General features: G+C 67.8%; 9 protein-coding genes. 4 read left to right on the top strand and 5 right to left on the bottom strand.

Translation table 11 applies throughout. From position 1 onward, the window contains the following. Positions 1-133: 133 nt before the first annotated feature. The 3 genes from RCO27_RS11960 to RCO27_RS11970 all read right to left on the bottom strand — a co-directional run bounded on the left by RCO27_RS11960 (position 134) and on the right by RCO27_RS11970 (position 5699). Positions 134-1132 carry an alpha/beta hydrolase gene (locus RCO27_RS11960; protein WP_309002898.1) on the bottom strand — a complete coding sequence of 333 codons (999 nt, stop codon included), beginning with the start codon at positions 1130-1132 and terminating at the stop codon, positions 134-136. After that, a complete protein-coding gene (locus RCO27_RS11965) occupies positions 1129-2775 on the bottom strand; it encodes a family 43 glycosylhydrolase (protein WP_309002899.1) in 1647 nt (548 codons plus the stop codon). Before RCO27_RS11965 ends, RCO27_RS11960 begins: the two co-directional genes overlap by 4 nt. Positions 2776-2849: 74 nt before the next feature. After that, the gene (locus tag RCO27_RS11970; protein ID WP_309002900.1) at positions 2850-5699 is read right to left on the bottom strand and encodes a TonB-dependent receptor; all 2850 of its coding nucleotides are present in this window, start codon (positions 5697-5699) and stop codon (positions 2850-2852) included. A gap of 307 nt (positions 5700-6006) precedes the next feature. Here RCO27_RS11970 and RCO27_RS11975 point away from each other — a divergent pair, with 307 nt between their 5' ends. Genes RCO27_RS11975 through RCO27_RS11990 form a run of 4 tightly spaced genes read left to right on the top strand, consistent with a single transcriptional unit; the run spans position 6007 to position 11584 of the window. After that, entirely contained in the window at positions 6007-7347 is a 1341-nt protein-coding gene (locus RCO27_RS11975; RefSeq protein ID WP_309002901.1) for a pectate lyase, read from the top strand. Then, positions 7344-8447: a ThuA domain-containing protein gene (locus RCO27_RS11980; protein WP_309002902.1), complete on the top strand. Its 1104-nt coding sequence runs from the start codon at positions 7344-7346 to the stop codon at positions 8445-8447. The genes RCO27_RS11975 and RCO27_RS11980 overlap by 4 nt, the downstream gene beginning before the upstream one ends. Before the next feature lie 29 nt (positions 8448-8476). Continuing rightward, complete coding sequence (locus RCO27_RS11985; protein ID WP_309002903.1) at positions 8477-9262, top strand: hypothetical protein; 786 nt, start codon at positions 8477-8479, stop codon at positions 9260-9262. Between the two features lie 57 nt (positions 9263-9319). Continuing rightward, positions 9320-11584, top strand: a complete 2265-nt coding sequence (locus RCO27_RS11990; protein ID WP_309002904.1) for an NADP-dependent malic enzyme — start codon at positions 9320-9322, stop codon at positions 11582-11584. Between the two features lie 3 nt (positions 11585-11587). Here RCO27_RS11990 and RCO27_RS11995 read toward each other — a convergent pair whose 3' ends face one another. After that, positions 11588-13285 carry a long-chain fatty acid--CoA ligase gene (locus tag RCO27_RS11995; RefSeq protein WP_309002905.1) on the bottom strand — a complete coding sequence of 566 codons (1698 nt, stop codon included), beginning with the start codon at positions 13283-13285 and terminating at the stop codon, positions 11588-11590. Between the two features lie 58 nt (positions 13286-13343). Further along, entirely contained in the window at positions 13344-13826 is a 483-nt protein-coding gene (locus tag RCO27_RS12000) for an outer membrane protein assembly factor BamE (protein WP_309002906.1), read from the bottom strand. Positions 13827-13892: the final 66 nt, after the last annotated feature.

Consider the following 13892-nt stretch of genomic DNA (forward strand, 5'->3'; position numbering starts at 1 on the left):
GGGTCTGGTTCCGACTGGTTGAATCACAAATCCGTTCGGGCTGAGCTTGTCGAAGCCCTGCCCTTCTTTCGGCGTCGAAGAAAAGGACAGCCCTTCGACAAGCTCAGGGCGAACGGTAGTATTTCAATAGCCTCTACGCCCAAAGGCCGCGATAGCGGCCCCAAGTGGACAGCAAATCGGGCCAGTGCGCCACCGATTTGCCGCGTGCGAGCCTCAGGCCGAAGCCGTGGCCGCCGTCCGGGAAGATATGGGTCTCGGTCGCAATGCCGCGTGCGCGAAGCGCGTCGCGCAGCAGCAGCGTGTTGGCGACCGGCACCGTCGCATCGTCCTCGGCATGGAGCAGGAAGCAGGGCGGGGCATCGGCGGGCACGTGGAGATGCGGCGAATGGGCGCGCTCCGTCCCGGCGGACGGATTTGCGCCGAGCAGATTCTCGCGCGAGCCGATATTGGCCTCGGGTGCGCGCATCGAGATCACCGGGTAGATCGGCGCCGCCGCATCAGGCCGCGCCGAGAGACCGTCAGCGGCGTCGACCGGATCGTAAACCCGTGCCGTGAAGCGCGTGGCGAGACTGGCGCAGACATGGCCGCCGGCGGAAAAGCCGATCGCGCACAGCCGCGCCGGATCGATCCCGTAGGCGGCCGCGCGATGGCGGATCAACCGGGCGGCACGCTGCGCGTCGGCGAGCGGCACATTCGCGCGATCGGCCCAGCCTTCCCCGGGCAACCGATAGAAGAGGATGAAGGCGGTGACGCCGCGCGCCGCCAGCCAGCGGGCCAGCTCATAACCCTCCTTGTCGATCACCACCCGGACGTAGGTGCCGCCCGGCGTGATCAGCGCCGCCGCGCCGTTCGGACGCTGGGGCCGGAACACGACCAGCCGCGGTCGCGAGATGCCGGTGACGAAGCGGTCGTTGTAGGTGGGATCGGTGCTGCGTTCCTCGACTCTCTCGACGAGCGCCGCCCGCGGTCCGCCGGGTGCGCCGTCGGGCCAGAGATCGATCGTCTCGTCTGGATCGGGAAGCGCGAGCCTGCCCGAAGGTGCGGTGTCGGGGGGCGGGGTCTGCGCAGCGGCCCGAGCGGCAAGACCGGCGGCGAACGTGCCGATGAGGAGCGTGCGGCGATCGAGGCTCATAGGGCCGTATAGGTGAAATCGCGGAACCGCGCCTCCCCGCCTCCCGCCGCATAGAGCGCCGGGCGCAGGCTCAGGAAATCGTAGGCGACGTTGTGGTGATAGCCCGAGACCTCCATCTGCACGTCGAACTTCTGCCAGCTTGACCCTTCATCAGCGCTGGTATGGATGGTGAGGATGTTGCGCTGGTTGGTGAGCCTCAGGCGCAGCGCTCTGACCGGCCCGGCCGCGCCGGTCTGCCGCTGCCCCGGAATCGCGCCGCGCGGCCACTGCAGGCCGTAGCGGTGCATGACGAGGCCGTCGTCGCCGAAACCGAGGCCCGCATAGAGCCGCCGGTTGTAGAAGAGCAGCAGGCCGGCCTCCGCGCCGGGATCCACCTCCACCGCCGCCTCGATCCGGTAGCTCTGGTCGCCGCAGATGCAGGTGACCGGCGCACAGTCGCTTGGCGAGGTGCCCTTGCCGCGCAGATGGAGGGTGCGATCACCGTAGCGCACCCGCGCCATCTCGTCCGGGGCGGGATCGTAGAAGGCCCACTGGATTCCGAAGCGGTTGGCTGAGAAATCGTCGCTCAAGGGCGCGCCGTGCGGCTGCGCCCCGAGCTCGCGCGGCTTGCGCAAGGGGCGGGAAAGATCGCCGCCCAGGGGACGCACCCAGCCGTCCGCGGTCCATTCGATCGGCTCGAGCAGCGCCTGGCGTCCGAGCGTCCAATAGCCGTTCTCATAGCCGTGATAGATCATCCACCAGCGCTCTTCGGGCCCCTCGACGATCGTGGCATGGCCGCGCGACCACCATTTCTCGGTCTCGGACCGGGTACGGACGATCGGATTGTTCGGGTCACTCTCCCACGGCCCGTGAATCGAGCGCGACCGAGCCATGATCACCATGTGACCCGTGGGCGGCCCGGCGGTGCCGCCGACCGCGGTCACCATGTAGAACCAGTCGCCGCGCTTCAGGATCTTCGGCCCCTCGGGCGCGAAGGTCTCGACCACCCAGTTCTCGGGATAGCGCCAGGGATCGTAGACATGTTCCACCGGGCCGGCGGTGGCGAGACCGTCGCGGCTCAGTTTCACGCGATCGCCGCCGGACAGGAAGAGATAGCGCTCGCCGTCTTCGCCGACCGCATGGCCGGGATCGATATGGCTGGGAAGATCGAGGTCGATCGGCTCCGACCAGGGGCCTTCGATCCGTTCGGCATGGATGACGTAGATCGAGCGTTTGTCGGGAAAGCGGGCCGGGATGTAGAGGAAGTAGCGGCCGTCATGCTTGACCAGCTCGGGCGCCCAGACCGAGCCGATCGGGGTTCGGAGCGCCGCCGTCACCGGCCGCCAGTTCACCAGGTCGCGGCTGTGCCAGATGACGAGGCCTGGATAGGCGTCGAAGCTGGAGAAGGTGACGTAATAATCCTCGCCGTCCTTCAGGATCGACGGATCGGGATGGTCGCCGGCGAAGACCGGGTTGAGGAAGGTGCCGTCGCCGAGGTCCGCCCGCCGCTGCCCTTCGAACCCCCGCCCCCAGCGCATCTCGGCATAGGGATCGAGCGAGGAGGAGGCGCGCGAGCCCTGGGCCCGCAAAGGCAGGGACGGCAGGCCGAGGCCGGCCGCGAACCCTGCGCCGGCGAGGAACTTCAGGCTGTCGCGTCGGTCCATCGGACATCCTTGCTCACAAAAAAGCCGGACGCCCGTCGGCCAGGCGCCCGGCATGCTGGGGAGATCGTCTCAGGTCAAAGCCGGTAGCGGATGCCGAACAGGATCGTGCGCCCGAAATGATTATATTCGTAGTTCCGGTTCGCATCGACATCGACATAGCGGTCGCGATATTCGTCGGTGAGGTTGATGCCCTCGACCGAGACCTCGAAATTCTCGGTGATCGCATAGCGCACCGAAGCGTCGACGTTGATCGTCGAATTGTAGCCTTCGAAGATGTTCCCGGTGCCGCTGCCGCCGTCGACATAGCCGCTGCGGTAGCTGACCGAGGCGCGCGCGCTGAACCGGCCGTCGTCATAATAGAGCGTCGCGTTGAAAGCACGCTTGGACAGGCCGAACAGCGTTTCCTCGCGCGTGACGTTGACCAGGCCGCCGCCCGGCGTGATCGCTGGTCCGCTCTGGGTGTATTCGGCGCTCGAATCGACGAAGGTCGCATTCACGATCCCGCCGAAGTTGGAGAGGAAGCCGGGGAGGAAGCGGAACGGCGCCTGCAGGGCAAGCTCGACGCCGTTCAGGGTCGCACCCTCGCCATTGTCGATCGTCGAAATCTGCCAGGTCGGCGAGGCGCGAAGCGCTGCGCTGAGCGCGGCCGGCGAGGAGGGCACCAGCACGGAGACCGGTAGACCCGTCGAATCGAAGCTGTCCGTACGGGTGACGTTGATCGGGAAGCTCGACACCTCCTTGCGGAAGAAGGCGACCGAGAAGACCGATTCCGGCGCGAAATACCATTCGACGCCGAGGTCGTAGGCGGTCGCCCGGAACGGCTCGAGCTGCGGGTTGCCGAAATTCACCCGCAGGTTGAATCCGTCGGCGGAGCCGCCCGGGGTCAGGTTGCCGAGCGTCGGCCGGGTCATCACCTTGGCGACGGCGGCGCGCACGATGATGTTCCGGGTCGGATAGAGCGCGAGGTTCAGCGACGGCAGCCAGTCGTCGTAGCTCCGGTCGATGGTGACCAGCGTCGTGCCGTTAAGCCCGTAGGAGCTCTGGTCGGTCTGGACGTAGCGGATGCCGGCATTGAAGGCATAGCGCAGGCCCGCCAGCTCGCCTTCCGTCACGAATTCGAGATAGCCGCCGGTCACCTCCTCGGTCACGCCGCGATTGTTGCCCGCATCGAGCCGCAGCGGCCGCTCGTAGAGCCGCGTGAATGCCGTGCCGGCCTCGAGATTGGGGATCAGCCAGCTGTTGGTGTTGCCCGCCGGCTGGCCGGCATTGCCGAGCTCGAACAGCTCGGCGAGGTCGCCAGTGACCGGGAAGCCGTAGATCGCACCCGGCCCGAAGGCCGAGGAGGGCGAGCAGGTGATCGTGCCGAGCACCAGATCCGGCCCGCCATTGCCGCACACCGCGGTGTCGCGGGTGAAGGCGGTGATGTCATAATCGAAGCGCCGGTAGACGCCCCCGACGCGCACCTGGAAGCCCTCCGCCACGTCCCATTCCGTCCGCAGCTGGGCCGTGCGGAACTTGTTGGTGACGTTGGACGGCCGGTCGCGGATCTCGGCGAACTGGAAGTTGGCCGGATCGGTGACGCTCGTGCCGAAGGTGAGCAGGGGGCTGCGGGAATCGGTGTAATCGTAGGTATAGCCCTGCGCGTCGCGATCGTCGAAGACGAGCGTCGTCTCGACCGGAATGTCGGCACTCGACCTGGAGAAGCCGCCCATCAGGGTGAAGCGGAAATTGTCGGACAGATCCTGGTCCCAGCTGCCGCCGACCTGGTAGAATTCCGTCTCCGACTGGCGGAGATAATGTTCGGTGCGGACCCAGGCGTCGTTCACCGTCGCCCGGATCATGTTGTTGTTGTCGTCGATCTCATAGTCGGTGACGTCGATCGACCGCTCGTTGCTGCGGAACAGCACCTCGCCCCATTTCTCCTCGCGGTCCTCGCGGAAGCGCGAATAGAGCGCGTCGATCGAGATGCGGGTTCGGTCGCTGGGCGCGAACTGGATGCTGCCGGTGAGGCCCAGGCGCTCGCGGTCGTGCCGGACCTCGCCATAGCGCGGGATGCGCGGGTGGAAGGCGAGCGCCACCTCGTTGCAGGCCACGCTCGGAACGTAGGTGCCGCCGCTGTTCGGCTGGGTGAAGCAGCGTGTGCCGTTGACCGAATCGAAGCGCGCCTGCGCCCAGCGCACCGTGTTGTTGCCAAGCTCCAGCGTGTCCGACTTGGAATAGGCGCCGGAGATCGAGACGCCGAACGTTCGCTCGGGATTGGTCCACGACAGCAGGCCGGCGAACCGCGGCCCGACATTGTCGCTGAGGTCGTTGTAGGAGCCCTGCGCCGAGAGCGCGAGGTTGAGGCCCGGCCGGCCGCCCAGCGGGTTGCCGGTGTTGAGATCGACCACCGCGCCCAGCGAGCCTTCGTCGAGCGATGCCTCGGCGGTCTTGTGGACGACGATCGAGGTGAACAGCTCGGAGGCGAAGACGTTGAAGTCGAATGCGCGGTCGCGATTGGCCGACGCACCGTCGGTAGAGGTCGCCACGGTCTCGAGGCCGTTGAGGCGCACCCGGGTGAACTGCGCGCCGAGGCCGCGCACGGTGATTGCCCGCCCCTCGCCGCCGTCGCGCTGGATCGAGATGCCGGGGATGCGTTGCAGCGATTCGGCAAGGTTCTGATCGGGGAACCGGGCGATATCCTCGGCGACGATCGCATCGACCGCCGCCACCGACTCGCGCTTGAGGTTCAGCGCCGCGTTGAGCGAGCCACGAATGCCGGTGACGACGATCGCCGGCTCGTCCGCCTGCGCACCGGCGGTGTCCTGGGGCGTCGGGGCGTCGTCCTGCGCATAGGCCGGCGCCGCAAATCCCGTCGTCGCCAGGGCCAGTGCCGAGGCAGCGCCAAGCAGGCCACGTTGCGCGATGTCGAGCTTCGAAATCATCTGGTTCCCCTCCCGATTGGCCGCGCCCGAGCGCGCATGTCCAGTCCAACGCGTCGTCGTGTCAGGTGTCATCGCGTTCTCCGCGTGATGACACCGGTGTCTAATGGAGACGAAAAAACGCGACGCACGAAGAGGCGAAGCCGATCCCTTGTCTGATTCGGTGCCCATCGGCTTGCTTCCTCTCCTGTCGCCACGCTGCGTTCGCCGCAGTCGCTTGTCCCGGTTGTCGATGTGAAGTAACCGGTGTCATAAGACATTGAGCCGATGGCCTGCGCATGTCAAGTCGGCGTATCGGAGAGGGAACGCCATGCTGCTTCGTCTGTTCGCATTGCTCCTGGGCCTCATGCCGACACCGGTGCTGGCCGAAGCCTTTCCCGGCGCGGTCGGCTGGGCCGCGCAGACGCAGGGCGGGCGCGGCGGCGCGATTCTCAGGGTAACCAACCTCGATGCGGCGGGCCCCGGCTCGCTCCGCGCGGCGCTGGAGGCACGGGGGCCGCGAATCGTGGTGTTCGAAGTCGCGGGCGTGATCGATCTCGGCCTCACGACGCTGACGATCGCCGAGCCGTTCCTCACCATCGCCGGCCAGACTGCGCCCTCGCCCGGCATCACGATCATCCGCGGCGGCATCGACATGCGCGCCCATGACGTGATCATCCGCCATATCCGCATCCGCACCGGTGTCTCCGGCCAGGCTCGGCGCAGCGGCTGGGAGGCGGACGCGCTCTCCACGGTCGGCGCCTACAACGTCATCGTCGACCATTGCACGATGACTTGGGGCCTCGATGAGAATCTCTCCGCCTCCGGACCACGCTTCACCGGCAGCACGCCCGAGGAATGGCGGCGCGGGACCAGCCACAACATCACCTTCTCCTACAATCTGCTGGCCGAGGGGATCGCCCATGGCAGCCACCCCAAGGGCGAGCATTCCAAGGGCTCGCTGATTCACGACAATGCCAGCGGTATCCTCATCTACCGCAACGTCTACGCCCACAATTACGAGCGCAATCCGCTGCTCAAGGGCGGCGTCCATGCCGCGGTGGTCAACAACCTCATCTTCAATCCCGGCGCGCAGGCGATCCACTACAACCTCATGGACCTCGAATGGGGCGATCATCCGCACGAGCTCGGCCGGCTTTCGGCGGTCGGCAACGTGCTGCGCGCCGGCTTCTCGACCCGGCCGGACATCGCCTTCCTCACCGTCGGGGGCGTCGGCGACCTGTCCTATTACGGCCGCGACAATCTCGCGGTCGACCGGCGCGGCGCACCACTGCCGATGTTCGGCCGCTACACGACGAGCCCGGCGCGGATCATCGAGACGGAGCGGCCGGAGATCTGGCCCGACGGGCTCGACGTGCTCCCCGCCAACCAAGTCGAGACCCATGTGCTGCGCTATGCCGGCGCACGGCCCTGGGACCGTGACGCGCACGACATCCGCATCCTGTTCGACGTCGCCGAAGGCCGCGGCGAGATCATCGACGACGAAGCGGCGGTCGGCGGCTATCCCGAGGTCGAGCCGACCCGCGCCCCCTTCGTCGAGGCAGACTGGAACCTCGACACGATGGAGCCGCGCTCCGGCCGCTATCCCGGTCAGCGCGACGACTTCATCCAGCAGCCGACCACCCGCCGCGACACCGAGATGCGCCGATGACCCGGTTGCTCGTCTGGTTTCTCCTGCTGGTCACCTGCGCGGCGTCGGCGCCGGCACAGGAACCGATCCGCGCGCTGCTGTTCAGCCATTCGACCGGCTGGCGGCACGATTCGATCGAACCCGGTATCGCGGCGATCCGCGCCATGGCGGCGCGGGAGGGCATCGCCCTCACCGCGAGCGAGGACCCGGCCGTATTCGCTGGCGAAGGACTCGCCGGTTACGACGCACTGATCCTGCTCAACACGACGACCGATGGCCGCCGGCCCGAGACCGAATGGTTCACCGGAGCGCGCCGCGATGCGCTCCAGGCCTTCGTCCGGCGCGGCGGCGGCGTGGTCGCGATCCACGGCGCGGCCGATTCGCACCATCACTGGCCCTGGTACCGCCGGATGATCGGCGGCCGTTTCCAGCGCCACCCACCCGGCACGCCCGAAGCAGCGTTGACCCGGCGCGATGCGGCGCATCCGGCCGCGACCGCCTTTCCGCCCGAATTCCGGCGCACCGACGAATGGTATTATTTCGACGATCTCGATCCGACGATCCGGCCGCTCGTCACCTTCGATCCCGGCTCGATCGGCGAGGCCGACGCCAATCCCAATCCCGTCGCCTGGGCGCACGAGTTCGAGGGCGGCCGGGTCTTCTACACCGCAATGGGCCACACCGCCGGCAGCTATGCCGAACCCGCCTTCCTGGCGCACCTGCTCGGCGGCCTGCGCTGGGCGGCCGACGCCGCACCCGAGGCGCGACCGATGGTGGTGGTCGACGAGGCTGAGCGCGTACGCGAGGAGTCGCCGCCGCACGGACGGATCGGGATGAGCACTGCCCACCGGATCAGCGACGGCATTCCCGGACGCACGATGGAGTTCCGCAAGCGCACCCTCCACGTCGGCGCAGCGATCGGGGCGCATGTCATCGACCATGACGAGGTCTATTATGTCGTCGCCGGCGCGGGCGAGGTGCTCTCGGACGGGCGGACCGCACGCCTCCGCCCGGGCATGGCCGCCTATCTCTACCGCGGCGCCAATGTCGGCATTCGCCAGCTCGGTACCGAGCCGTTGACTTTGATCATCTCCTATCCGCTGAATGCGCCGGCAGACTAGACCAGCCGGAGCGGGGCACAGATGGAGCAATGACCGGACCCCAAACGCGCTGGCCTGCGCTCACCCTGCACTCCACCCTCCTCGCCACCCTCGCCTTCAACCTGGTCTTCTTCCTCCAGGAGCTGTTCCTCGTCTGGCCCAAGGCGCTGACGCCGGGCCTCAGGCCGACCCTGTTCCACAACAATCATGACTGGGCGGGAAGCAACCCACTCGCCGAGCTGCTGCAAGGGACGGGCGCGTCGGCGATCCTCGCGACCGGTCTCGCCCTGCTACTCCTGCTCCGCCGGCACGGCGGCGGATCGGCGGCGCTCAGGCTGCTGCTCATCTGGATCGCGTTCAGCGGCCTCTATCAGTCGCTGCCGCAGGTCGTGCTCGGCGCGTTCGTGCCGATGAACGACGTCGGCCGGGCGATGACCTATCTGGGCATGAGCGAGACCGCAAAGCTCTTTGCTGCCGCGGCTGCGGTAATCGCGATGATCCTGATCGGCCGTGCGCTGGTGCCGCTCTATCTCGGCTTTGCTCCCGAGGCGAAACCGGGATCGGGCGCCTTCCGCCTGGCGACCCTGCCGGCGCTCGTCGCGATCCTGCTGATCCTCCCCTTCCGCGTGCCCGGCGATCCCCTCCAGGTTGCGCTGGTTCCGGTGATCATGAACGTCACCGGTGCGATCTTCGTCCAGCTCGGCGCGATCGGGCGGCCGCGGCCGGGACCCGCACCCGGCGGACCGCTCCTGCCCGTCATCTGGCCGGTCGGCGCGTTGCTCGCCGTGCTCGCCGTCTTCCAGATCGTGCTGCGACCCGGCGTCGACTTCTTCTGACGCCTTGCGGTTGCCCTGAAACCCCGCCTACAGCGTGAGGGAGACAGGGAGCGCGGGATGAGCGAGGGCAGCAACGTCAAATTTTCCGAAGCCGAGGCGCTGGAGTTCCACGCCAGCGGCCGGCCGGGCAAGATCGAGATCATCGCCTCCAAGCCGATGGCGACGCAGCGCGACCTCAGCCTCGCCTACTCGCCCGGCGTCGCCGTGCCGGTGCGCGCCATCGCCGAGGACCCGAGCAAGGCCTACGACTATACCGCCAAGGGCAATCTCGTCGCGGTCATCTCCAACGGCACCGCGATCCTCGGCCTCGGCAATCTCGGCGCGCTCGCCTCCAAGCCAGTGATGGAGGGCAAGGCGGTCCTGTTCAAACGCTTCGCCGACGTCGACTCGATCGACCTCGAACTGAAGACCGAGGACGTCGATCGCTTCATCGACGCGGTCGAGCTGCTCGAGCCGAGCTTCGGCGGCATCAACCTCGAGGACATCAAGGCGCCGGAATGCTTCATCATCGAGCAGACCCTGCGCGAGCGGATGAATATCCCGGTCATGCACGACGACCAGCACGGCACCGCGATCATCAGCGCTGCCGGCCTGATCAACGCCTGCTACCTGACCGGGCGCGAACTCAAGGACGTGAAGGTGGTGGTGAACGGCGCCGGCGCCGCCGCGATCGCCTGCACCGCCCTCGTCAAGGCGATGGGCGTGCGCAACGACCATGTCACCATGTGCGACCGGACCGGCGTCATCTACGAGGGCCGCACCGAGGGCATGGACCAGTGGAAGTCGGCGCACGCGGTCAAGACCGGCGCGCGTACGCTGGCCGAGGCGATGAAGGGCGCCGACGTGTTTCTCGGCCTCTCCGCCGCCGGCGCGCTGAAGCCCGAGATGGTGAAGGACATGGCGCCCCAGCCGATCATCTTCGCCATGGCCAATCCCGACCCGGAGATCACCCCGCCCGAGGCCAAGGCGGTCCGCCCCGACGCAATCGTCGCGACCGGCCGGTCGGACTATCCCAACCAGGTCAACAACGTGCTCGGCTTCCCCTTCATCTTCCGCGGCGCGCTCGACGTGCGCGCGACCGCGATCAACGAGGAGATGAAGATCGCCGCCGCCCAGGCGCTCGCCGATCTCGCGCGCGAGGCGGTGCCGGAGGAGGTCGCGGCCGCCTATGGCAAGGTGCACAGCTTCGGCGCCGACTATATCATCCCGGCGCCGTTCGACCCGCGGCTGATGGAGGTCGTGCCGGCCGCCGTCGCGCAGGCGGCGATCGACACCGGCGTCGCCCAGCGGCCGATCGCCGACATGGCCGAGTATCGCACGAAGCTGCGCGCCCGGCTCAATCCGACCACCTCGGTGCTCAGCCTCGCCTATGAATCGGCGCGCGCCAATCCGCGCCGCGTCCTTTTCGCCGAGGGCGAGGAGGATGTCGTGCTGCGCGCCGCGATCGCCTTCCGCGACGGCGGCTACGGCATCCCGATACTGGTCGGCCGCGACGACGTCCATGATCGCCTCCGCGCGCTCGGCGTCGAGGACCCGGAGAGCTTCCCGGTGTTCAACAGCCGCCACTATCCGCGCGTGCCCGAGCTCGCCGATTACCTCTACCAGCGCCTCCAGCGGCGCGGCTATCTCCAGCGCGAGGTCGAGCGGGTGGTCAATCAGGACCGCAACATCTTCGCCGCCCTGCTGCTCGCCGCCGGCGAAGCCGACGTGATGATCACCGGCGTCACCCGCACCTACGCGCAGAGCTTGCGCCAGATCCGCCGCGTGCTCGATCCGCTGCCGGGCGTGACTCCGTTCGGCATCCACGTCATGGTCGGCCAGGCGCATACCGTGTTCATCGCCGACACCACCGTCACCGAACGGCCGGCGCCGGAGCAACTGGCCGAGATCGCGATCCGGACCGCCGAGGTCGCACGCCGCATGGGCCACGAGCCCCGCGTCGCCTTCCTCTCCTATTCGATCTTCGGCAATCCGGAGGGCAGCTTCCTCGACCGTATCCGCGATGCCGTGAAGCTCCTCGACAAGCGCGACGACATCGACTTCGAATATGAGGGCGAGATGCCGCCCGACGTCGCGCTCAACCCGGCGATGCACAAGGTCTATCCGTTCAGCCGCCTGACCGGCCCCGCCAATGTGCTGATCATGCCGGGCCTCCAGACCGCGAACATCTCGGCCAAGCTACTGAAGGAGCTGGGGGGCGATGCGGTGATCGGGCCGATGCTGGTCGGCATGCAGCACCAGGTCCAGATCGCGCCGATGACGGCGACCGCCTCGGACCTCGTGACGCTGGCCGTGCTCGCGGCCGGACGGGTGGCCCAGTAGGGCTCAGCTACCGGCTGCTTCGGCCCTGACTTCGGCGACGAGGTCCTTGCGGCTCAGCTTGCCGATCATCGTCTTGGGCAGGCTTTCGCGCACGACCACCGCGTCGACGCGCTCGTGGTGACCGAGCTGCGGGTTGAGCCAGGCCATCAGGGCCGCCCCGTCCGCCTCGGCATCCTCGTTGAGCGTCACATAGGCCCGCGGCTGCTCGCCGCGATAGGCGTCGGGCATGCCGATCACCAAGGCCTCCTTAACCGCAGGATGGCGATAGAGGAGCTTCTCGATCTGGCTCGGGAAGACCTTGAAGCCCGAAACCGCGATCATATCCTTGAGGCGATCGACGATGCGGATGAAGCCGTCGGCGTCGATCGCGCCAACGTCGCCGGTCCGCAGCCAGCGCCGCCCTTGGGAATCGGTTACGAACACCTCCTCGTCGGCATCCGGGCGGTTCCAATAGCCCTTCATGATCTGCGGCCCGAACGCGACGATCTCTCCCGGCTCGCCCTCCGGGGGATCGCGTGTGGGGTCCGACTTGTCGACCAGGCGGACCTGGGTTCCGGGAATGGGCTGGCCGATCGTGCCGGCCTTGCCCTCCGCCTCATAGGGATTCGACGCGATGACGCCGGAGCTTTCCGACAGGCCGTAGCCTTCGATCAGCTTCGCTCCGGTCGCCGCCTCGAACTTCTGCTGGAGCTCGGCCGCAAGCGGCGCACCGCCCGAGACGCAGACGCGGAGCGAGGAGAAGTCGGTCGCCGCGAGATTGGGATGGTCGAGCAGCGCCTGGTACATGGTCGGCACGCCCGGCATCGCGGTCGCCTTGGTGCGGGTGATCGCCGCCAGCACCTGGCCGGCGTCGAACCGCGGCAGCATGACGATGCATCCGCCGTTCACGACGGTGCGGTTGAGCACGCAGGTATTGGCGAAGACGTGAAACAGCGGCAGCACGCCGAGGATCCGGTCGGGCGTCCCGGGATGCGGATCGAGGCCCACGACCTGGCGGGCATTCGCGGACAGGTTCGCGTGGGTCAGCATCGCGCCCTTCGGCGTGCCGGTGGTGCCGCCGGTATATTGGATGAGGGCGATATCCGTTTCGGGCCGGATCGCGGCCGCGGGCGCCGCCCCGTCATTTGCGATCAGCGCGGAAAAGGCCATGATGCGCGGATCGTCCGGCCGCTGGGCCACCTCGCGGCCGCGGAACAGCCGGTAGAAGAGGGATTTGGCCGCCGGCAGCGCCCCCGCCACCGACCCGACGATCAGCCGCTCGAGCGCACTGCCGTCGAGCACCCTGAGGGCGGTCGGCAGCAGCGCGGTCGCCGACAGCGTGAACAGCGCCCGCGTCCCCGAATCGGCGACCTGATCGGCCAGCTCCTGGGCCGTGTAGAGCGGCGAGAAGTTCACCACCGTCGCACCGAGCCTCAGGATGCCGTAATAGGCCGCCAGATAATGGGGAACGTTGGGGAGGAAGAGCCCGATCCGATCGCCCGGGCCGTATCCCAGTGCGCCAAGGCCAGTGGCGACGCGCTGCGCGCCATTCAGCGTTTCGGCATAGCTGTAGTGGCGGCCGAGGAAGTCGATGAGCGGGGCTTCGCCCGACCGCGCAGCCGTTTGTTCGAACAGATCGACCATCGATTGCAGCGGAAAGTCCGCATCCCAGGGCGTGGGATGGCGATAGGCGTCGCGCCAGGCTCGGGCCGGACTGCTCATTCCCTTGGCGTAAGCAATCGGCCCGGCGGAATCCAGCCCGCCCGGACTATTGCGGCCCTTATTGCGGGTTGTCGGCAGTCTGGCCGCGCTGGCCGCCCTGCCCGACGGCACCGATATTGCCGAACAGCTCCTCGAACAGGCTGCGATGGCGGCCGAGCGTGGGAGTCTTGTCGGAATCGGGCCGGATCCGCGCGACGAGCTCCAGGCCCGTCCGGTTCACGCTCTCGACATTCCCGGCCTCGTTAAAGCGCACGTGGAGCACGGTCTGTGCAGTCGGGCGCGGCATGCGGAAGGCGAGCGCGGCGGTGTCGCGCGACACATAATACCAGTCACGCTGCTGCTGGTCGAACTGGCCGGTGAAGGTCGGCCGGCCGAGCGTGCCCTGGACCGACTCGCGGTTGTCGACACCGGGCTGGATCGACTCGACCAGCGCCGTATCGACCAGATAGCCCTGATGCTCGCGGAACGGCGAGCAGCCGGCGACCAGAACGCCGCCAAGGGCGATCGCCAGAAGGGCGCGGGATCCGGGGCGGAAAGGCATGTGCGGTGGAACTCCTGATCGTCCGATGCGATGTCCGACGTTGAGGCAGCGGACTTGACTAGGCCC

Source organism: Sphingosinicella sp. LHD-64, assembly GCF_031157375.1.
Classification (GTDB): Bacteria; Pseudomonadota; Alphaproteobacteria; order Sphingomonadales; family Sphingomonadaceae; genus Allosphingosinicella.